The organism is Candidatus Pelagibacter sp. RS39 (assembly GCF_002101315.1).
Lineage (GTDB): Bacteria > Pseudomonadota > Alphaproteobacteria > Pelagibacterales > Pelagibacteraceae > Pelagibacter.
The window spans coordinates 938,753-958,179 of the sequence record NZ_CP020777.1; the positions used below are offsets into that span (position 1 = coordinate 938,753).

The following is a 19,427-nucleotide window of genomic DNA, read 5'->3' on the forward strand; positions in this document are numbered from 1 at the left end:
TATATAATTAATTTTAATATGGATTTAGAGGTTCTTAAGATTGCCGCAAATACTGACAACAATAGAAATATTGAGAACCGAACTCATGTTTCAAAGTTAAAAAATTCTTTATGTGGTGATGAGATGCAAGTAGAGCTTATATTAAAAAATGAAAAAATTTTAGACTTTGGGTATCAAGGAAAGTCATGTGTTTACTGCCAAGCTTCTGCTAGTTTGCTATCAAAAATTTCTATTAACAAACAAAAAAAGAAGCTTAACGACTTATGTGACAAGGCAGAATTATATTTTGATGACAATATAAAAATTACTGAAAAAGAATGGGTTTCCTTAAAAAAATTGATCAAAAAGGAAAATGTTAATAAAAAAGATTGTATATTGTTACCTTTCAAAACCTTAAAAAAAATAGTATCAACTTAAGTTATGGGTAGTACAAAACAATCTATTTTAGCTGGTCTATTTTCAATAATTACTATTGGAATTTTAACTTTTTTAACTTACAGAACTGAGTTTGGAGTTTTCTTGTTAGCTTCATTTGGATCATCTATGGTTTTGCTATATGGATATCCTGAAAGCCCTTTTGCCCAACCAAAAAATGTTTTTTTTGGTCATTTAGTTACTGCAATAGTAGGTTTACTTTTTTTACATTTTGTTCCATTACCAATCTTTCTAACTATCCCTTTAGCTGTTGGATTTGGAGTTGGATTAATGATCTTATTAAACGTTACACATCCGCCAGCAGGCGGTAATCCCATAATAGTAATAATTGGAAGTGTTTCATTTGATTACTTACTAAGTCCTGTAATATCGGGGGCTGTGATAATTATTATTTCTGCAATTATCATTAACAAATTGATTCTAAAAAAGTCTTATCCAAGCCAAAAATAATTTGTTTGCCTGAGATCCTAAAATAATGTTAGATGCGATATATAAATTTATAAATATACAGGAGAATAAATGAAAATATTATGCGTATTATATGATGATCCAAAAGGTGGAATGCCAAAATCGTATGCACTTTCAGAATTACCGAAGATAGAAAAATATCCCGACGGAATGACTTTACCTTCGCCTAAAGGAAGAGATTACACTCCAGGACAATTGCTAGGATGTGTATCAGGTGAACTTGGATTAAGAAAATTTTTAGAGAGTAATGGTCATGAATTAGTGGTTACTAATAGTAAAGATGGTGATGGATGTGAAGCTGACAAACATATTGTTGACGCTGACATTGTTATTTCTCAACCTTTCTTTCCATATTATTTAACAAAAGAGAGAATTGCTAAAGCAAAAAATCTTAAGATGGCTATTACAGCTGGAATTGGTTCCGATCACGTTGATTTGCAAGCTGCAATGGATAATAAAATTGATGTTGTAGAGGTAACATATTGTAATTCTCGATCTGTCGCTGAACACATTGTTATGATGATTGTTTCAATGGTAAGAGATTACCACAATCAACATAGGATCGTTAATGAAGGTGGTTGGAATATTGCGGATGCAGTACAAAGATCGTACGATGTTGAAGGAATGCACATTGGAACAGTTGCTGCAGGACGTATTGGTTTAGATGCATTAAGAAAAATGAAACCGTTTGATGTTCATTTGCATTATTTTGATAGACATAAACTACCTGACAGTGTTGAAAAAGAATTGAACCTTACCTTTCATGAGTCTGTAGAATCAATGGTCAAAGTTTGTGATGTGGTGACAATTAATTGTCCTTTACACCCTGAAACTGAGAACTTATTTGATGATGCAATGATAAGTAAAATGAAAAAAGGTGCTTACATTGTAAATACTGCAAGAGGAAAAATCTGTAATCGTGATGCAATCGCAAAAGCATTAAAGAGTGGTCAATTAAGTGGATATGCTGGAGATGTATGGTTTCCTCAACCAGCACCTAATGATCATGTATGGAGAACTATGCCTCATCATGGTATGACACCTCATACTTCTGGTACATCTTTGACAGCTCAATCAAGATATGCTGATGGAGTTAGAGAAATACTAGAATGTTTCTTCGAAGGTAAAGAAATTAGAAATCAATATTTGATTGTTAAAGATGGTCAGTTAGCTGGTATGGGTGCGCACTCATACAGCAAAGGTTCAGCTACTGGGGGATCTGAAGAAGCAGCAAAATACAAAAAAAAATAATTTTCAATAAAAATATTAAAGGTGGTTACTGAAAAGTAGCTACCTTTAAAATCTGGACTTATCATAACGAATTTGTTTATGATAATTAATGAAATATTTTTTTATAATTTTCTTTTTTTTAATTAATATAAATTTTTCATATTCTGCTCAAAAAAGTAAAGCATATTTTGCGGGAGGATGTTTTTGGTGTGTAGAGGAGTCTTTTGAAAAATTAAAAGGTGTTGAAGAAGTGATTTCTGGTTATTCTGGAGGTATTACTGAAAACCCTACTTACAAAGAGGTTACGTATGGAAATACTGGTCACTTTGAAGTTGTAGAAATAATCTATGATAAAAAAGTAATTTCATTCAAGGAATTATTAGAAAATTTTTGGGTTAATATTGATCCATTTGATGCTTACGGTCAATTTTGTGACAAAGGATATAGTTACAGATCAGTTGCATTTTATCAAAATGAAGAAGAAAAAAAATTAATAGAAAAAGACATAAATGATTTACAAAATAAATTTAACAAAAAAGTTGTTACATACATTAGGAATTTTGAAAAATTTTATAAGGCGGAGGAATACCATCAAGATTTTTATAAGATTAAATTAGAAAGATATCTTAGGTATAAAAAAGCGTGTGGAAGAGAAGAATTATTAAAAAGAATCTGGAGTCAATAAACTTTATGAAGAATAATATGAATTGGAATTTCGACAACTCTTATTCAAGATTGTCTGATGTATTTAAAGAACATATTGAACCTATTGCCGTAAAAAACCCTGAGTTAGTTTTAATGAATAAAGATTTAGTTGAAGAATTAAACTTGGACTTTTCCAAAATCGACAAAAATGTATTAGCAGCTTTATTCACCGGTAATATTCTTCCAGAGGGGAGTAATGCTATTGCTCAAGCTTATGCTGGTCACCAATTCGGACATTTCACAATGTTAGGAGATGGAAGAGCAGTTTTAATAGGAGAGCATTTAACGAAAAATAATGAGAGATATGATATTCAATTTAAAGGATCAGGTAAAACAGCATTTTCAAGAAATGGTGACGGCAGAGCTGCACTGGGTCCAATGTTAAGAGAGTATATAATTAGTGAAGCAATGCATCACCTAAATATTCCATCAACAAGAAGTTTAGCGGTAGCTAAAACAGGTGAGGAAATAATGCGAGAGACTCCATTGCAAGGTGCTATCTTAACGAGAGTTGCTTCAAGTCATATTAGAGTTGGAACTTTTCAATATGTTGCAGCACGTAATAAAAAAGATGAGTTAGAAATTTTACTAAATTATGTGATTAAAAGACATTACCCAAAACTAATAAATTCAAACAATAAAGCTTTAGACCTTTTGAACGTTCTTATAGATAAACAAATTGATCTTGTAGTCAATTGGATGCGTGTTGGATTTATTCATGGTGTTATGAATACTGATAACATGACAATTTCTGGTGAGACAATCGATTATGGTCCATGTGCATTCATGGATACCTATGACCCAAAAACAGTTTTTAGCTCAATTGATAAGATGGGAAGATATGCTTATTGTAATCAACCAGCTATTACAAAATGGAATCTTTCAAGATTTGCTGAGTGTTTAATTCCATTTATTGATCAAGATGAGAATAAGGCGGTTAAAAGTGCAACAGAGATAATTGAAACATTTGGCAAAAAATATGAGGAAAAATGGTTGAAGATGATGAGAACAAAACTTGGATTATTAGGTGAAGATAACAAAGATAAATTTTTGATTGTTGATTTGCTCACTTGGATGCATCAAAACAAAGCAGACTATACAAATACTTTTTGTCATTTAATGAATCTTAAAGACTATGATGATGAATTATATAAAGATGATAATTTTCAAAAATGGAAAAAAAATTGGCTAGAGAGATTAAAACTAAATAATAATACTCAAGAAAATTATACAAAATTAATGAGAAGTGTTAATCCTCTTGTGATTCCCAGAAATCATAAAATTGAAAATGCATTAGAAAAAGCCAACGATAGTAATCTTAAGCCATTTAATAAACTATTAGAAATTTTAAAAGCACCATATGAACTGCAAGAAAATATTTCAGATTATCTGAAAATGGACACCTCTTTTAAAGATTACAAAACTTTTTGTGGTACTTAACTTTATTAATTAGAAAATTTTTTCCAATTTTCGACTGGGGGGACTAAATGTTCAAGTGTTGATGAGTCTTTTGCTAAAAATACTATATCTGCTGAAATTGATATCCTTTCAGAATTAGACTTTCCTTGTTCTGTGCCATGAATTGTTTTGGAAGGAAATATCAATAGATCATCTTCTTTAGTATCAAATACAACTTTGCTTGAATTTAAAATATCTCGTTTTTTAAAAATATTTTCTTTTGCTAGCGATCTTGAATCGAATAATTGTGGAATAAATTCATTATGCTTAGAAGTATCAAAAAACATGATCTTAGCATCGTCTTTTTGTTTCTTTAAATAAAATGCAATAGAAAGATGTGACTGATCATGTGAATGATTATCAATATGTTCAGTTTTTTTTGAAATTGTTGCCCACGATCTCTGAAAATAAAGATCAAGTTTTTTATAGTTCACTGATAAACTTTCTAAATATTCCAAAATACAATTATTAATTTGAATAAACAAATTTTTAAATTTTGGATTATTGTGCAAATATTCAAATCCTTGTGTATCTCCTGTCCAAGCCTTTGTTGTAGATTTATAATCTAAATTTTTACTTTTTTTTTCCATCAATCGGACTTCTTCGATCATTTCGTTTTTTTCACTTTCTGATAGTGAAAGTGAAGACTTATAAACTGTTAATGGAAAAAAATTAAAAATTTTTTGCATTTAATAGTTAATTATAACACGTAAGGTTCAGGTCTTGCTTTTGCACCTAATACTCTTTCTACTGCCATATTTGAAATATCAATCGATTGATAAGAGCCTGTTGTAATTAGTTCTGTTAAAGCTCTTCCAATTCCTGGTGCTTGCATTAAACCTCTTCCAGTAAAACCAGTTGCTAAGTATACGTTTTCAAATTTAGGATGTTTTCCTACAACAGCATTATTATCTAATCTATTACAGTCATAATAACCTGCCCAACCACCAGTTAATTTTAATTCCTCAAATGCTGGAATTCTTTGAGCTAAAGCTGGCCAAACTAATTCCTCAAAATCGTCCCAAGCCGGTTCTAGATCTGTAGCATCAAAAACTGATTTTGGTGAACCAGCTAAATATTCTTTACCTTCAGGTCTCCAATAAACTCCTGTTGTTAAATCTCCAGTTAATGGCATTTCGGGGATATGCTTTGGGCACTTCACCCTAAAAACTGTATGTTTTTGAGGTTCTACTGGAATATCTTCTAATAATTCTTTTGTCCAACATCCAGCAGCAGATACTATTGTTTTAGCATTTATTTCCGACAAAGATTTCACTTCACCTTTTACAAATTCAGCACCTTGTTCTATCGCTTTACTTTTTAATGCTGTATGAAAAAGAAAAGGATCAATCCACCCTTCGCTTTTGTTATCAGTAAATGTAGCAGTTTCTATTCCTTCTTTATTTATATAAGGGAAAAATTTATCTAACTCAGAACCTTTAATGTTTTTTGTTCCAGCGTCACATGCTTTATGATTTTCCAAAGCCTTATATTGTTCTTCCGCATGTTCTGGACCAAACATTAATAGATATCCATTTGGAACCATGCTTGCAGTAGGATTAGGATTTTTTTCTGTTTTGAGTAATTCTGGTATTTGAAAAATAAACTCTCTGGCAAATTTACCTAACAAAATATTCTCTGTTTGAAAAAATTGTCTTCTAAAACCGCCAAGTGAGAGAGGAAAAGAAGCTGATTTATAAGTTGGATCTCTTTCAATTACTTTAACTTTTCTTCCCTCTTTAGATAAAAAATAAGCAGTTGCTACACCAATAATTCCACCACCAACTATAACAACGTCATCCATTTAATTTAGTACCATTAGGTTATAGTTAAGAAATAAAGCATAGAGACACCAAAGTAAATATGGAATCATTAAGCAATAACTTACAAAATTGACACGTTTAAATCTAATAATCAGAATAATTATCATAGTTATCAAAATTACAAGAATAACTAATGCGAAAAATATTTGATGTAATCCAAAAAAAATAATACTCCAAGTTGCATTAAAAACTATATGTATAAAATAAATATAAATTGTATTTACATCTCTTTTTTTACTGTGCCAAAAGAACCAAATAGCTAATGTCATCATTATGTAAAGTGTCGTCCAAACAGGAGCAAATATCCAATCTGGTGGATTGTAATTTGATTTAATAAGCCCAGAGTACCAAGGCTCTTTGAGGCTTATACTGACCAAACCACCTATAAATGATGCAGAAAAAGTGACAATTGAAAAAAGAATTAATGATAAAAATTTATTTTTTAACATATTAGTATTATACATCTTTATAGAATGGATAAAAAAACAATTTGGATTACAGGTGGTAGCACAGGAATTGGTAAAGCTTTAGCAATAAAATTTGCCAAAGAAGGTTGGAATGTTGCAATTTCTGCAAGACGTGAAAATCTACTAAAAGAGACTTGTGGAGAACATGAAAATATTAGTTCTTTTCCATTAGATGTCACTGATAAAAGTAAATGTAAAGAAGTATTCCAAAATATAGTAAATACTTTTCATAGTGTAGATATTTGTTTTTTCTCAACTGGTACATGGGATCCTAAAAAAGAAAAAGATATTGATGTTGAACAAATTGAAAATGTTTTTAAAATTAATTTCTTTGGAACCTTAAATAGTATTAAAGCTGTAGAAAAATACTTTAAGGACAAAAAGAATGGAACAATTACAATAGTCTCATCTATTGCAGGATACCGAGGATTGCCTAACTCAACAGGGTATGGACCCTCTAAATCAGCTTTAAATAATTTAGCTGAAAGTTTATATTTTGATTTTGGTAGATCAAATGTTCGGGTATGTCTAGTCTCACCAGGTTTTATCAAAACACCCATGACAGACAAAAACGATTTTAAAATGCCTTTCTTAAAAACTCCTGAATATGCTGCAGAAAAAATTTATGATGGTTTAATAAAAAAAAATTCTTTTGAAATTCATTTTCCAAAATCTCTAACAATTATTTTAAAGATACTTAGCTTCTTACCAAATAGAATTTATTTTGGATTGATTGGAAAACTTACAAAGTATCAAAAAAAAAATTAATCTTTAACAAAAACTACAGTTAATTCTGCTACTTTGAAACCAAATTTAGTCATTGTAGCTCTGTTAATTGCTACACGATCATCTTGTTTAAAAATCCAATCATCAAAGGTAATTTTCATCTCTTTACCTTTTACTGGAACTAATAAAACATATTCAAATTTAAAAGCTGGGCCATATGAATATCCTTTAGCTTTTCCTACAACGTCTCCTGCTGTACCCTCATAATTATTTTCATCAATTTTAGTAATCTGCCACTGCCTATTTTGAATTTCTCCATCATCCCAATTAAATTTTTCATCAAGTATCAGTTGTTTCCCATCCCATTTTCCATTTAAATCTGCGGAAAATTGTCTTGTAACTTTTCCTGATCTATTTTGAAGTACTCCCCATGCTTTTACATTACCAGATAAATAATTTTCAATTATTAACCTTGGTTCTTTATTTTTAAAATCTTCTGGTTTCATAGCGCTATTATTTGAACAGTTTGTAATTAAGAATAGAAAAATTATCAATATAATTGATTTAATATTTTTATTTATTGTCATAAGTTTCCTTTTAAACTCATTTATTCTGTAATGAAAATTGAATTAAATCTATATTTTTGGATTTAAATCCTGCTTCACAATAAGATAGATAAAACTCCCACATTCTTTTAAAAGTTGAGTCAAATCCTTGTTTTTTTATTAAGTCCCACTTCTTATTAAATTCATTTCTCCATATTGCTAATGTATTAGAATAATGATCTGCATAAGAGTCATATGATTTTATAGTTAAGCCATTTTCTGAAACATATTTATTAATAATACTTTTGCTCGGTAAAAATCCTCCAGGAAAAATATATTTTTGGATAAAATCTGTCTTAGTTTTATATCGATCAAATATATTGTCATCTATTGTAATTGCTTGAATAGCTGCTCTTCCATTGTCTGATAGATTGTTCTTTATTGTTTTAAAATAACTTTCCAAATAATTTTGTCCTACCGCTTCAATCATTTCAATTGAAGCAATTGAATTGTACTTATCTTTTAAATCTCTGTAATCTTTTATTTCTATATTTACTTTTTCATTCAAACCACACTCGTAGATTCTTTTTTTTGCATATTCAAATTGTTTTTTTGAAATAGTTATACAGTCTAACTTAATATCATATTTTTTTCCTAAATATTCAGCAAATCCACCCCATCCACATCCAATTTCTAAAATCTTATCTCCATTGTTTGGTCTTATTAAATCAATCAACTTTTGGTATTTATTATTTTGGGCATTTGAAAGTTCTTTATTTCTCTCATCAAATATTGCACTAGAATAAGTTAAAGTTTTATCTAGCCAAAGTGCAAAAAACTCGTTTCCTAAATCATAATGTTTTGAAATATTTTCTTTACTTCGACCTCTTGTATTCTTAATGAATATATTTTTCACATAATTAACTATTGGGAAATCCAATAAACCAGAAAATTTATAAATTATTTTGATATTTCTTGCGGTAATCTCAATTAAATTTGAAAGGTTGTCAGTTTCAAATTCATCTCTCATATAAGATTCAGCGAAACCAACACTTCCTCCCTTTATCAAATTGAAAGAAAAACTTGGTTTTTTTATTTTTAAAACAGATTTTAAAGAGCTATTTGGATTTCCAAATTTTAATAATTCTCCATTGTATTTTATTATTTCTAAATATCCTTGCTCAATATTTCTCAAAATTTTGAAAACAATTTGATCTGAAATGTTATATATGCCCATTAATTCTCGAAAGTAATATTATTCCTAATCTTAAGTTTTTTTTTTATAAATTTTATTCCTTTGAGCCATAATTTAAAAGCTTCAAAATGTATCGCTAAAATGATTTTAAAAGTCATTAAAGGGTGTTTTACGTAAGATTTTAGTAATTCTTTACTATTAAAATCAACTCTTTTTCCATCTTGAGATGCAAATAAAATTTTTTCATCTAGTTGATATTGATCAATAACGACTGAAATCTTTTCCGACGGTTTCAAAATTCTAAAAAAATAATTACAGTTCATTTCAATAAATGGAGACACATGAAATTTTTTTGAACAGTTGTGTTGTAACAAGTGATCATTTTCAACTTTAAAAATATAGGTATGTTGTTCTCCAAAAGTATTTTTTACCTCATATAAAATTGAAATTAAATTTTTGTTATTATCATAAACAAAAAAAACACTTAAAGGATTAAAAACATACCCCAAAATTCTTGGATAACACAAAAGTTTTATTCTTATATCTTTTGAATTTATATCATTTTCATCTAAGTTTTTTTTTACCCATTCAATTAAAGATGAACCATCTCTTTCACCATGATCTTTGTCAAAAAAACTAATTAAATTGAAACGATTATAAGAAAAAAACATTATATCTTTACCCAAATTATTAAGATCAGATAAATCAATTAATAATGAAAATACTCTATATTTAAAAAAATGTAATTTGGGTTTAAATCTCTTGTGGATTACTGTTCCATTGTAAATTGAACTAGTCATTAAGGTATTTTAGCATTTCAATAGATGATTTTATTCCATCTTCATGAAAACCGTAACCAAAATAACTACCACAAAAAAGAATATTTCTTTTATTTTGCAAATTTTTAAGCTTACTTTGATGATCTAAAGCTAATTGATCAAAGTATGGGTGGGTAAATTTTACCCTCTTTAAAATCTTTGTCTCATCAATTTTAAAATAAGGGTTAAGTGTGAGAAAGATATTTTTTTCACATTCTAAATTTTGCAATAAATTTAACCAATAAGTGATTGAATTTTTTTCAATTTCATTTTTTTTCATAGATGAGTTCCAAGAACACCAGGCATTCTTATTTTTAGGCATAACTGACTCATCTGTATGTATATAAGCATAATTTTCTTTATAACTAAAATTAGATAAAATTTCTTTTTCTTGATCAGTTGGATTTTCAATTATTGATAATGCCTCATCAGCATGAGTCGCAACAATTACTTTATCATAATCAAAAAATTCATTTTTTCCGCCATAATATAAATCAATACCATTACTTTTACTTACAATCTTATTTACTTTATAATTTTTAAAATACTCGCCACTAATTTTTGAAAGAATTGTTTTTACATATGACCTGCTTCTATTTGAAACTGTATACCATTGTGGTCTATTTTTAAGTTTAAATAATCCATGGTTTTGAAAAAATTTTAAAAAAAATTTTAACGGCATCTTGTTTGCAGCATAAGGTGGCATCGACCAAATTGCTGATACCATAGGAATTAAATGATAATTTATGAATTCTTTGGATAGATTATTTTTTACCAAATAATCCCCTAAAGTGATTTCCTCATTTAAATCATCTAACCTATCAGATTTTTTATAGAATTTTAAAATATCAAAAAACATTTTCAAAAATCTGATATTGAATAAATTCAACTTATTAGAAAAAATACCATTTAATCCTTTTCCACAATATTCAAAGTTTGAATCTTCTACTGATACAGAAAAAGACATATCGCTTTTTTCAATTTCAATTTTATTTTCATTAAAAAACTCAATTAAATTTGGATAAGTTTTAAAGTTAAATACGATGAAGCCTATATCCACTGGAACTTTTTTCGTTCCAATAATTAAATCTATTGTATGAGAGTGCCCACCAAAATGATCCTCTTTTTCAAATAAATCTACATGGTTATTTTTTGAGAGGTAATAAGCTGCACTTAATCCTGAAATGCCTGAACCAACTACAGCAATTTTCATCAATGATTATGCCGCATCTTCTTTGAATTCATCCATGCTTGGACACGTACAGAAAATATTTTTATCACCATAGACATTATCTACTCGAGCCACTGGTGGCCAAAACTTATTAATTTTTAAAAATTTAGCTGGATAAGCTGCCTCTTCTCTAGAATATTTATGAGTCCAATTATCAGAAGCTAACTCGGTGTCGGTATGAGGAGCATTTTTAATTGGATTGTCAATTTTATCAAATTTACCAATTTTAATTAAATCTATCTCTTGTTTAATCTTAATTAAAGTATCACAAAACCTATCAAGCTCTGACAAGTTTTCACTTTCTGTAGGCTCAATCATCATTGTTCCCGCTACAGGCCAAGACATTGTCGGTGCATGAAAACCAAAATCAATTAATCTTTTTGCAATATCTTCTTCAGTAATACCTGTTTCAGATTTGATTGATCTAATATCTATAATACATTCGTGAGCAACATTACCATTTGAACCTTTGTATAAAATTGGATAATGATCTTTTAGTCTATCAGCAATATAATTTGCATTTAGTATCGCAACTTTAGAAGCAAGTTTTAATCCCTCAGATCCCATCATTTTTATATACATCCAAGAAATTGATAAAATACTTGAGCTTCCCCAAGGAGCAGCAGATACAGCACCTATTCCCGTTGCAGGACCACAATCTTTTACAACTGGGTGATTAGGCAGATAAACCTGTAAATGTCTTTTACATGCGATAGGTCCCATACCTGGTCCACCACCACCATGTGGAATGCAAAATGTTTTGTGTAGATTGATATGACAAACATCAGGACCAAAATTTCCAGGTTTAGCTATACCAACTAATGCGTTTAAGTTTGCGCCATCCATATACACTTGACCGCCATGTTTGTGAATTAATTCGCATATCTCCATTATTTTTTCTTCAAACACACCGTGAGTAGATGGGTATGTTACCATTAGAGCTCCTAAATTTTCTGAATGAAGTTCCGCTTTTTTCTTTAAATCTTCAAAATCAACGTTACCTTCTTTATCACAATTAACTACAACCACTTTCATCCCTACCATTTGAGCACTAGCAGGATTTGTTCCATGTGCAGAGCTTGGTATCAAACATATGTTCCTATTTTTATCACCTCTATCTAAATGATATTTTCTAATTACCATTAATCCTGCATATTCACCTTGAGCGCCTGCATTTGGTTGAAGTGAAACACCTGAAAAACCAGTAATTGATCTTAACCAATTTTTTAGATCAGTGAATAATGTTCTATATCCTTCCATTTGCTCTATGGGCACAAACGGATGAGGTTCAGCTAACTCTCTCCATGAGATAGGTATCATTTCTGCAGTAGCATTTAATTTCATAGTGCAAGAGCCTAATGCAATCATAGTTCTGTTTAGAGCTATATCTTTATCCTCTAACTTTTTAAGATATCTAAGCATTTCTGTCTCTGATCGATATGAGTTAAAAACAGGGTGTTCTAAATATTTTGAAGTTCTTAATAAATTTTTTGGCAGATTGGGTAAACTTACCGTAGGATCTTCTTTCTTAATTGATTCTGCTGCGTTAAAAATTTTTAATAGTTGATTTACTCTATAAACATTCTTTCTCTCGTCAAAAGAAACTGCAAGCATTTCAGAATTTACTTTTCGAATATTTACTTTTTGATTTAAAGCATTTTTATAAATTTGATCAGTCTTTTCTTTAGTAATAATTGTAACAGTATCAAAAAAATGATCAGAATATATTTCATAGCCAGATTGTTTTATTTTATCAGCAAAATTTTTTGCTAATTGCGATACTCGTTCAGAAATATTTTTAATTCCATCTGGACCATGATAAATAGCATATGCAGCTGAAACTATGGCTAACAATGCCTGAGCAGTACAAATATTACTTGTCGCTTTATCTCTTCTGATATGTTGCTCTCTTGTCTGTAGTGACAATCTATATGCCTTATTCCCATGTCTATCTACTGAAACACCAACTATTCTACCTGGCATAGATCTCTTAAATTCATCTTTTGTTGCAAAAAATGCTGCGTGTGGTCCGCCGTAACCCATTGGAATACCAAATCTTTGAGAACTACCGACTGCAATATCGGCTCCAAGTTCTCTTGGTGTTTTTAACTTAGCAAGTGCTAGAAGATCACAAGCTAAAATTGCTTTACCATTTTTTTTATGAATTTTACTTATTGCTTCACTTGGATCTTTAATATCACCCAAAGTTCCTGGATACTGTAAGATTCCACAAACAATGTCTTCTTTTAATTGCTCCAAAACTTTGTCTTCATTTCCAACAAGAACTTTAAGGCCCATAGGCTCTGCTCTGGTTCGTATAACCTCAATTGTTTGAGGATGACAATTTTCTGAGACAAAAACTAAATTACTGTCACTCTTATCAAGTCTGTAACTTAACCCCATAGCTTCTGCTGCAGCTGTACCTTCATCTAATAATGACGCATTTGCAATATCCATTCCTGTAAAGTCAACGATCATTTGTTGAAAGTTTAAAAGCATCTCTAATCTTCCTTGAGCTACCTCTGGTTGATAAGGAGTATAAGATGTATACCATCCTGGATTTTCCAATATATTTCTTAAAATTACATATGGAGTGTAAGTTCCATAATAACCCATGCCAATAAAATTTGAGTAAATTTGATTTTTCTTTGAAATTGCTTTTAATTTTCTTAATGCCTCATATTCTGAATTAGATTCACCAATATTAAGTTCACCCTTAAACTGTATTTTTTCTGGAACAGTATTGTTAATTAAATCATCTAATGACTCATAATTTAATTTTTTTAACATTTTTAATTGGTCATCTTCAGATGGACCAATGTGTCTTTTAATAAAATCTTTTTCAGAATTATGTAACATTATGTAGTAGTCTCCTTTGCAAATTTATCATAGTCATCTTTATTCATTAAAGAGTCCATTTCAGATTTGTCTTTAATCTTTAGTTTAAAGAACCAAGCAGAATTTTCTGGATCTTGATTTATTTTTGATGGATCGTCTACAATTTCCTGATTTGTATCTACGACCTCTCCACTTACTGGTGTATAGACATCACTTGCAGCTTTAGTAGACTCTACAACACCTGCTGTTCCATCTTTTTCAACATTAGAACCTTTTTCAGGTAACTCTGCAAATACTATATCTCCTAACATCTCAGTTGCATGTTTTGTTATACCAATCGTTGCAACATCACCCTCTAATTTTATCCACTCGTGTTCTTTAGAATATTTAACTTCACTCATTAGTTGGCTCCTTTCACATAACTTTTTTTATAAAATGGTAAGCTGCAAATACTAGCTGCATGTTTTTTACCTCTAACCTCTAAAAATACTTTAGTATCTTTTTTTGAAAATTGATTTTCTACATAACCCATTGCTACTGGTCCATTAACACTTGGTCCAAATGTACCACTGGTAATCTCTCCAATATGAACATCTGATTGATTAAATATCTTTGTTTTTTCTCTAGCAATTATTCTTCCCTCAGGTTTAATTCCAACTCTTATTTTAGTGACGCCATCATTTAATTGTTTAATGATGATGTCAGAACCTATAAAATCTCCTTTAGATATTCTTTCTTTAGAAATCGCCCATTTCAAATTTGCTTCTACGGGAGTTTTGTCTTTATCGAGATCATGGCCATACAAACATAAGCCAGCCTCTAACCTTAAAGTATCTCTGGCTCCTAAACCTACTAATTTAGAACCTTTATTAATCAATTTTCTTGTTAATTTATCTGCAAAGTCATTTGAAATTGAAATCTCAAAACCATCTTCACCTGTATACCCGGATCGCGTAATGTATACTTTTTGATTTTCAAAAGAAAACCAATCTCCTGACATAAAATTTAGATCTTTAACTCCTACAACAACTTCATTCAAAATTTGTGATGATTTAGGACCCTGGATTGCTATTAAAGATCTGTTTTCATCCAAAACCATTTCATATTTTTCATTTAATAATTCCTTTAAAATTCTCAAATCATTATCTTTACATGCTGCATTAAGAATTATTAAAAATCCTTCATTTATTTTTGTAATGATTAAATCATCTTGTATTCCAGCATCTTTATCCATTAAGAAACTGTATTTTGAATGATTTAATTTTAAATTTTTCAAATCTAATGGAAAAATTTTTTCTAAATCTTTGATTAATTCATCACCACCATAAATAAATAATTGACCCATATGTGAAACATCAAAAATTCCAGAATGATTTCTTGTGAATTTATGCTCTTCTACAATACCTTCAGCATATTGAATTGGCATTTGGTAGCCAGCAAATTCAACAAATTTTGCATTGCAATCTTGATGTAATTTATACAGCGATGTTTTTTTTGTTTCCATATTAACTCTTTGTACCCATCTGTATATTTGCCTGAGAGTTTTGCTCCTTCGGCGAGAATTAAATCTCTTTCCAGAGTTAATATGCTACGGTCCATTTTGCCTGAGAGATTCCTGGGTGGTTGCTCCTTCGGCGCTACGATAGTCTGTAGTCTCTCCCGTATAAGAATAGTCCTATAAGAGGCTTAAAATGTCAATTGGAAACAGTTGCCTTTGGCTTTTTTAAAAGCGTGTAAAACTGTAATAATACAGCAAAAAGGATTATTGCTCCTCCTATTAATCCATACAATGATGGTATTTCACTCACAAAGAGAAAAGCCCAAATAGGACCAAGGACAGATTCGGATAACATAATTATTCCAACCATAGCAGAAGGAGTTGTTCTAGCTCCAATAGTTATAAATATAAAACCAAAACCTATCTGAAAAAATCCAGCTATAAAACCCAAAAAAATGTCGTGAGGTGAAATCATAATGGTAGGAGAAAATAATAAACCAATTAAACATGAGCTTATACCTGCAACAAACTGGGCTGGAACCATATCAACAGATGGAAATTTTCTAACAATCATTATCAACACTGCAAACGTAATTGGCATTGTAAAGGCTGCTAAATTTCCAGATAACTCTCCTGGAGATAAAGAATTTCCAACCATTAACAGTACTCCAGACATTGCTAAAATTATTGAGATTAATGTAATTGAGTTAATTTTTTCTTTTAAAAAAAAGAAACCAAATATAGCTAAAAATAAAATTTGAAGTGATATGATAAAATTGGTATTGGCGACTGTAGTGTTATACATAGCAAAAACATAACCACAAAAACCAATAGATAATATTAATCCACCAATAAAACCTGGTAATCCAGATTCATAAAACGATTTTAAAACTTTGCTTTTATAAGTGATTATCAAAAAAGTTAAGACAGTAAGAGAGAAAAATAAAGATCTCCAAAATAATATCTGCCATAGTGTTGCTCCCTCAAAAGATTTTACAATTAATCCACCAAAGCTCAAACTAAGAGCGCCAAAAAATATCAGTAATGGACCAGGTAAACTTTTTAAAATAGTCATTAAATTTGTGAAATTAAATTTTGAGTTTCTAAGTCATACAATTTAAAAAGAGTTTCTGCACTATTTAAATCGACCTCTTGAAATTTGATAGTTGAGCCAGGAGTTAATTGAACTAATTTGTCATAATCAGCACTAATAACTACACCAATTTTAGGATATCCCCCGATAGTTCCATGATCTGAGAGCATGATAATTGGATTGCCATCAGCCGGCACTTGTATAACGCCCTTAATCAATCCTTCAGATCTAATATTTGTATCAACAATATTCTCTATTTTTTTTCCCTCTAATCTCATTCCCATACGATCAGATAATTTAGAGACTTTAAATTCATTTCCAAAAAAAAGTTTTTTACCTTCCTCGGAAAAATAATCAAAATTTGTTCCTTTCATAACTCTAATATTTTCTATCTTTGTATTAATATAATTTAATTTTTTACTTACTAAATTTTGATTAATCTCTTTAATATTAATTTTTTGGTTAACAGATAATTTTTCTCCATTATTTGATCCTATCTTTGCCTTAATATTTGTTGAATAACTTGACCATTGTAACTTTAAATCAAATTGACCACTAATTGCTAAATATCCATAAACTGATTTATTTGTTGATATAATATCTAGCTCATCATTATTTTCTAAAATAAAAGATTGATAACATTCTCCATCAATTAAATTATTACCCTTTTTAATTTTAAAACTGACGTCACCAGTAATAGCAGCATTTATTGCTTTACCATGATATTTTAAATGGGGGCCTTGATAGGCAAATTCTATCACAGGATTATTATTATCATTGCCAGTAAGTTTGTTAGCTAATAAATAATTTCTATTATCCATAGCTCCACTGAATGGGATACCTATATGATAAAGATTATTTCTTCCAAGATCTTGGAACGTTGAATTAATACCAGCCCTTAAAATTTCAAAATAATTTTTATTCATGATAATTTTGATAATTCTCTTTAGTAATTCTCTTAAATGTAACTAAGTCACCTGGATTAATTAAGTTGGGCTCATTTTCTTTAGAGCTATCAAAAATATTTAATGGTGTATTGCCAATAATATTCCATCCTCCAGGACTTTCAAATGTGTAAATATTTGCAAATTGCTCTGTCAAACCAATCGAACCTTTTGGCACCTTAACCCTTGGAGTATCAAGACGTTTTGCTCTGAGATTTTCATCTAAATCTCCAAGAAAAGGCATACCTGCAATAAAACCTGTCATGTAGCAAAAAAATTCTTTTTTAAAAAAACTCTCATATATATTTTCTTCTTTCATTTTAAGCTTTTCTTCTAATCTTTTTATGTCCAAAGAAAATTCTTTTTCACAACAAATAGGAATTTCAAATTTTTTATTTTGAATAGTGTCACTTTTAATAATTTCAATATTATCAATTATCTTTTTTAGTTTATTGAAATTAATTTTTTTAAGATCGAAAGAAATAATCAATTTATTATATGATGGTATAAGATTATTAACCCCTGCAATATTTTTTTTTTGAATAGTTTTAAAAAATCTAATTACTTGAGTGTTAATTTCTTTATTTATCTCTGTACCAAAATCACAATATAGAGCTGCGTCACCAAGATTTGATATATTTTTTATCATGCCATGTTATACTGAAGAATAATGAGTATTGAAATTAATATAAATTGTGATTTGGGTGAAAAATCCAAACATCATTCTAATAAACATGATCCTGAGTTACTTAAGATAGTCAATTCAGCAAACATAGCATGTGGTTATCATGCAGGAGACGAGGAGACTATGAATAACGTTGTAGAAATATCAAAAAAAAATGGCGTTAGTATTGGTGCACATCCGTCTTTTAATGATCCTGAAAATTTTGGTAGACAAAGAATGAATTTATCATCCTCTGAGATAGAAAAATTAATAATTGATCAGTATGAAATTCTTCAAACAATTTCATCTAAACATGGTGAAAAGGTAACTCATATAAAACCACATGGTGCTTTAAACAATATGGCATGTGAAGATATTGATTTGGCTACAACTTTAGCAAAAGTGATTAAAAGTATAAATCCGCAGTTGATTTATTTAGTACCTACAGGCTCTAAAATGGAGCAAGCTGCTAAAAAGCTAGATATGAATATTGCCTGTGAAATATTTGCTGACAGAAATTACGAGGATGATGGAAATCTAGTATCAAGAAAAAAACCTCACGCCTTAATTACTGACCCAGAACAAGCAAAAAAACATGTATTAAAAATGGTCCAAACTCAGTCACTTAATTGTCACAGTGGAAAACAAATACCTTGTGAAATCGACTCTGTGTGCATACATGGAGATAATCTAAGTTCATTAGAAACTGCTAAATCAATTAAAAAAAATTTACTAGATAATGGACTTACACTTAAAACATTAAATAAAATGAAAAAATTTATATGATAAAAAAACTTTTAATTACTTTATTATTTTCAGTATTTATAATTTCTAACTCATTTGCTGCTGGATCAAGTGATAGCGGTTCTTCTAAAACTAAAACACAGTACGATATGGCTGTTACTCATATTAAAGCTGCAAAAAACTTTGAAAAAAAAGATAAACTTGAAAAAGCAAAAAAAAGATATGAGAAAGCCCAAAAATTATTAATTCAATCTAATAAAAAATTTCCAAATAAAGCAGATACACTAAATTATCTTGGTTTTACCACTAGAAAACTTGGTGACTTTGAAAATGGAGAAAAATATTATTTAGCAGGTTTAAAAATCGATCCCAAACATGTGGGTATTAATGAATATCTAGGCGAACTATACGTAGCAACAAATAGACATAATCTTGCAGTCGAAAGACTTGAAGTGTTAAAAGGATGTAATTGCAAAGAATATGATGACTTGAAAGCCATCATTGCTGGCGAAAAAGTTTCAAAATATTAATTACTTATAATAGAC

The 19,427-nt window shown here is 29.6% G+C and carries 21 protein-coding genes and 1 riboswitch; of the genes, 8 read left to right on the plus strand and 13 right to left on the minus strand.

Annotated elements, in window-relative coordinates:
* The first annotated feature begins 18 nt into the window (after nucleotides 1–18).
* From B5L73_RS05060 to B5L73_RS05080, 5 genes are all read left to right on the plus strand, one after another.
* Nucleotides 19–417, plus strand: a complete 399-nt coding sequence (locus B5L73_RS05060; protein WP_085148770.1) for an iron-sulfur cluster assembly scaffold protein — start codon at nucleotides 19–21, stop codon at nucleotides 415–417.
* A gap of 3 nt (nucleotides 418–420) precedes the next feature.
* Nucleotides 421–885, plus strand: a complete 465-nt coding sequence (locus B5L73_RS05065; protein ID WP_085148773.1) for an HPP family protein — start codon at nucleotides 421–423, stop codon at nucleotides 883–885.
* Between the two features lie 69 nt (nucleotides 886–954).
* The gene (locus B5L73_RS05070; RefSeq protein ID WP_085148776.1) at nucleotides 955–2,154 is read left to right on the plus strand and encodes an NAD-dependent formate dehydrogenase; all 1,200 of its coding nucleotides are present in this window, start codon (nucleotides 955–957) and stop codon (nucleotides 2,152–2,154) included.
* An 88-nt stretch (nucleotides 2,155–2,242) separates the two neighbouring features.
* Complete coding sequence (msrA, locus tag B5L73_RS05075) at nucleotides 2,243–2,818, plus strand: peptide-methionine (S)-S-oxide reductase MsrA (RefSeq protein WP_085148779.1); 576 nt, start codon at nucleotides 2,243–2,245, stop codon at nucleotides 2,816–2,818.
* 17 nt (nucleotides 2,819–2,835) lie between these two features.
* On the plus strand, nucleotides 2,836–4,278 hold the full coding sequence (locus B5L73_RS05080; RefSeq protein WP_198150115.1) for a protein adenylyltransferase SelO: 1,443 nt from the start codon (nucleotides 2,836–2,838) through the stop codon (nucleotides 4,276–4,278).
* A gap of 5 nt (nucleotides 4,279–4,283) precedes the next feature.
* On the opposite strand, the gene B5L73_RS05085 is transcribed toward B5L73_RS05080, so the two are convergent.
* From B5L73_RS05085 to B5L73_RS05095, 3 genes are read right to left on the minus strand one after another with little or no spacing between them, the layout of a single operon-like run.
* Entirely contained in the window at nucleotides 4,284–4,985 is a 702-nt protein-coding gene (locus B5L73_RS05085) for a putative 2OG-Fe(II) oxygenase (protein ID WP_085148785.1), read from the minus strand.
* Between the two features lie 11 nt (nucleotides 4,986–4,996).
* Nucleotides 4,997–6,100: an NAD(P)/FAD-dependent oxidoreductase gene (locus B5L73_RS05090; RefSeq protein WP_085148788.1), complete on the minus strand. Its 1,104-nt coding sequence runs from the start codon at nucleotides 6,098–6,100 to the stop codon at nucleotides 4,997–4,999.
* Nucleotides 6,101–6,583 carry a TspO/MBR family protein gene (locus B5L73_RS05095; RefSeq protein ID WP_232309646.1) on the minus strand — a complete coding sequence of 161 codons (483 nt, stop codon included), beginning with the start codon at nucleotides 6,581–6,583 and terminating at the stop codon, nucleotides 6,101–6,103. It lies immediately after the preceding gene.
* A 9-nt stretch (nucleotides 6,584–6,592) separates the two neighbouring features.
* Here B5L73_RS05095 and B5L73_RS05100 point away from each other — a divergent pair, with 9 nt between their 5' ends.
* Nucleotides 6,593–7,354 (plus strand): SDR family NAD(P)-dependent oxidoreductase, encoded by a 762-nt coding sequence (locus B5L73_RS05100; RefSeq protein ID WP_085148791.1) that lies wholly within the window; start codon nucleotides 6,593–6,595, stop codon nucleotides 7,352–7,354.
* Here B5L73_RS05100 and B5L73_RS05105 read toward each other — a convergent pair.
* From B5L73_RS05105 to B5L73_RS05150, 10 genes are all read right to left on the minus strand, one after another.
* Entirely contained in the window at nucleotides 7,351–7,899 is a 549-nt protein-coding gene (locus B5L73_RS05105) for a DUF3833 domain-containing protein (protein ID WP_085148794.1), read from the minus strand. The two genes, B5L73_RS05100 and B5L73_RS05105, sit on opposite strands and share 4 nt — an antisense overlap.
* 16 nt (nucleotides 7,900–7,915) lie before the next feature.
* On the minus strand, nucleotides 7,916–9,094 hold the full coding sequence (locus B5L73_RS05110) for an SAM-dependent methyltransferase (protein WP_085148797.1): 1,179 nt from the start codon (nucleotides 9,092–9,094) through the stop codon (nucleotides 7,916–7,918).
* The gene (locus B5L73_RS05115; RefSeq protein ID WP_085148800.1) at nucleotides 9,094–9,852 is read right to left on the minus strand and encodes a DUF1365 domain-containing protein; all 759 of its coding nucleotides are present in this window, start codon (nucleotides 9,850–9,852) and stop codon (nucleotides 9,094–9,096) included. Before B5L73_RS05115 ends, B5L73_RS05110 begins: the two co-directional genes overlap by 1 nt.
* The gene (locus tag B5L73_RS05120; RefSeq protein WP_085148803.1) at nucleotides 9,845–11,083 is read right to left on the minus strand and encodes an NAD(P)/FAD-dependent oxidoreductase; all 1,239 of its coding nucleotides are present in this window, start codon (nucleotides 11,081–11,083) and stop codon (nucleotides 9,845–9,847) included. Before B5L73_RS05120 ends, B5L73_RS05115 begins: the two co-directional genes overlap by 8 nt.
* 6 nt (nucleotides 11,084–11,089) lie before the next feature.
* Nucleotides 11,090–13,960: an aminomethyl-transferring glycine dehydrogenase gene (gene gcvP / locus B5L73_RS05125; RefSeq protein WP_085148807.1), complete on the minus strand. Its 2,871-nt coding sequence runs from the start codon at nucleotides 13,958–13,960 to the stop codon at nucleotides 11,090–11,092.
* Nucleotides 13,960–14,340 (minus strand): glycine cleavage system protein GcvH, encoded by a 381-nt coding sequence (gene gcvH, locus B5L73_RS05130; RefSeq protein ID WP_085148810.1) that lies wholly within the window; start codon nucleotides 14,338–14,340, stop codon nucleotides 13,960–13,962. Before gcvH ends, gcvP begins: the two co-directional genes overlap by 1 nt.
* Complete coding sequence (gcvT, locus tag B5L73_RS05135) at nucleotides 14,340–15,443, minus strand: glycine cleavage system aminomethyltransferase GcvT (protein WP_085148813.1); 1,104 nt, start codon at nucleotides 15,441–15,443, stop codon at nucleotides 14,340–14,342. Before gcvT ends, gcvH begins: the two co-directional genes overlap by 1 nt.
* A 77-nt stretch (nucleotides 15,444–15,520) precedes the next feature.
* Nucleotides 15,521–15,611: riboswitch (glycine riboswitch) on the minus strand.
* 22 nt (nucleotides 15,612–15,633) lie between these two features.
* Complete coding sequence (locus tag B5L73_RS05140) at nucleotides 15,634–16,512, minus strand: DMT family transporter (protein WP_085148816.1); 879 nt, start codon at nucleotides 16,510–16,512, stop codon at nucleotides 15,634–15,636.
* Nucleotides 16,512–17,456 (minus strand): 5-oxoprolinase subunit C family protein, encoded by a 945-nt coding sequence (locus tag B5L73_RS05145; RefSeq protein ID WP_085148819.1) that lies wholly within the window; start codon nucleotides 17,454–17,456, stop codon nucleotides 16,512–16,514. Before B5L73_RS05145 ends, B5L73_RS05140 begins: the two co-directional genes overlap by 1 nt.
* Complete coding sequence (locus B5L73_RS05150; RefSeq protein WP_085148822.1) at nucleotides 17,449–18,123, minus strand: 5-oxoprolinase subunit B family protein; 675 nt, start codon at nucleotides 18,121–18,123, stop codon at nucleotides 17,449–17,451. Before B5L73_RS05150 ends, B5L73_RS05145 begins: the two co-directional genes overlap by 8 nt.
* A 27-nt stretch (nucleotides 18,124–18,150) precedes the next feature.
* Here B5L73_RS05150 and B5L73_RS05155 point away from each other — a divergent pair, with 27 nt between their 5' ends.
* A complete protein-coding gene (locus B5L73_RS05155; RefSeq protein ID WP_085149647.1) occupies nucleotides 18,151–18,924 on the plus strand; it encodes a 5-oxoprolinase subunit PxpA in 774 nt (257 codons plus the stop codon).
* Complete coding sequence (locus tag B5L73_RS05160) at nucleotides 18,921–19,412, plus strand: tetratricopeptide repeat protein (RefSeq protein WP_232309648.1); 492 nt, start codon at nucleotides 18,921–18,923, stop codon at nucleotides 19,410–19,412. The genes B5L73_RS05155 and B5L73_RS05160 overlap by 4 nt, the downstream gene beginning before the upstream one ends.
* The last annotated feature ends 15 nt before the right edge of the window (nucleotides 19,413–19,427 follow it).

Coding starts and splice junctions, on each gene's coding strand:
- B5L73_RS05060 (WP_085148770.1), top strand. CDS start 19: ATGGATTTAGAGGTTCTTAAGATTGCCGCAAATACTGACAACAATAGA.
- B5L73_RS05065 (WP_085148773.1), top strand. CDS start 421: ATGGGTAGTACAAAACAATCTATTTTAGCTGGTCTATTTTCAATAATT.
- B5L73_RS05070 (WP_085148776.1), top strand. CDS start 955: ATGAAAATATTATGCGTATTATATGATGATCCAAAAGGTGGAATGCCA.
- msrA (WP_085148779.1), top strand. CDS start 2,243: ATGAAATATTTTTTTATAATTTTCTTTTTTTTAATTAATATAAATTTT.
- B5L73_RS05080 (WP_198150115.1), top strand. CDS start 2,836: ATGAATTGGAATTTCGACAACTCTTATTCAAGATTGTCTGATGTATTT.
- B5L73_RS05085 (WP_085148785.1), bottom strand. CDS start 4,985: ATGCAAAAAATTTTTAATTTTTTTCCATTAACAGTTTATAAGTCTTCA.
- B5L73_RS05090 (WP_085148788.1), bottom strand. CDS start 6,100: ATGGATGACGTTGTTATAGTTGGTGGTGGAATTATTGGTGTAGCAACT.
- B5L73_RS05095 (WP_232309646.1), bottom strand. CDS start 6,583: ATGTATAATACTAATATGTTAAAAAATAAATTTTTATCATTAATTCTT.
- B5L73_RS05100 (WP_085148791.1), top strand. CDS start 6,593: ATGGATAAAAAAACAATTTGGATTACAGGTGGTAGCACAGGAATTGGT.
- B5L73_RS05105 (WP_085148794.1), bottom strand. CDS start 7,899: ATGACAATAAATAAAAATATTAAATCAATTATATTGATAATTTTTCTA.
- B5L73_RS05110 (WP_085148797.1), bottom strand. CDS start 9,094: ATGGGCATATATAACATTTCAGATCAAATTGTTTTCAAAATTTTGAGA.
- B5L73_RS05115 (WP_085148800.1), bottom strand. CDS start 9,852: ATGACTAGTTCAATTTACAATGGAACAGTAATCCACAAGAGATTTAAA.
- B5L73_RS05120 (WP_085148803.1), bottom strand. CDS start 11,083: ATGAAAATTGCTGTAGTTGGTTCAGGCATTTCAGGATTAAGTGCAGCT.
- gcvP (WP_085148807.1), bottom strand. CDS start 13,960: ATGTTACATAATTCTGAAAAAGATTTTATTAAAAGACACATTGGTCCA.
- gcvH (WP_085148810.1), bottom strand. CDS start 14,340: ATGAGTGAAGTTAAATATTCTAAAGAACACGAGTGGATAAAATTAGAG.
- gcvT (WP_085148813.1), bottom strand. CDS start 15,443: ATGGAAACAAAAAAAACATCGCTGTATAAATTACATCAAGATTGCAAT.
- B5L73_RS05140 (WP_085148816.1), bottom strand. CDS start 16,512: ATGACTATTTTAAAAAGTTTACCTGGTCCATTACTGATATTTTTTGGC.
- B5L73_RS05145 (WP_085148819.1), bottom strand. CDS start 17,456: ATGAATAAAAATTATTTTGAAATTTTAAGGGCTGGTATTAATTCAACG.
- B5L73_RS05150 (WP_085148822.1), bottom strand. CDS start 18,123: ATGATAAAAAATATATCAAATCTTGGTGACGCAGCTCTATATTGTGAT.
- B5L73_RS05160 (WP_232309648.1), top strand. CDS start 18,921: ATGATAAAAAAACTTTTAATTACTTTATTATTTTCAGTATTTATAATT.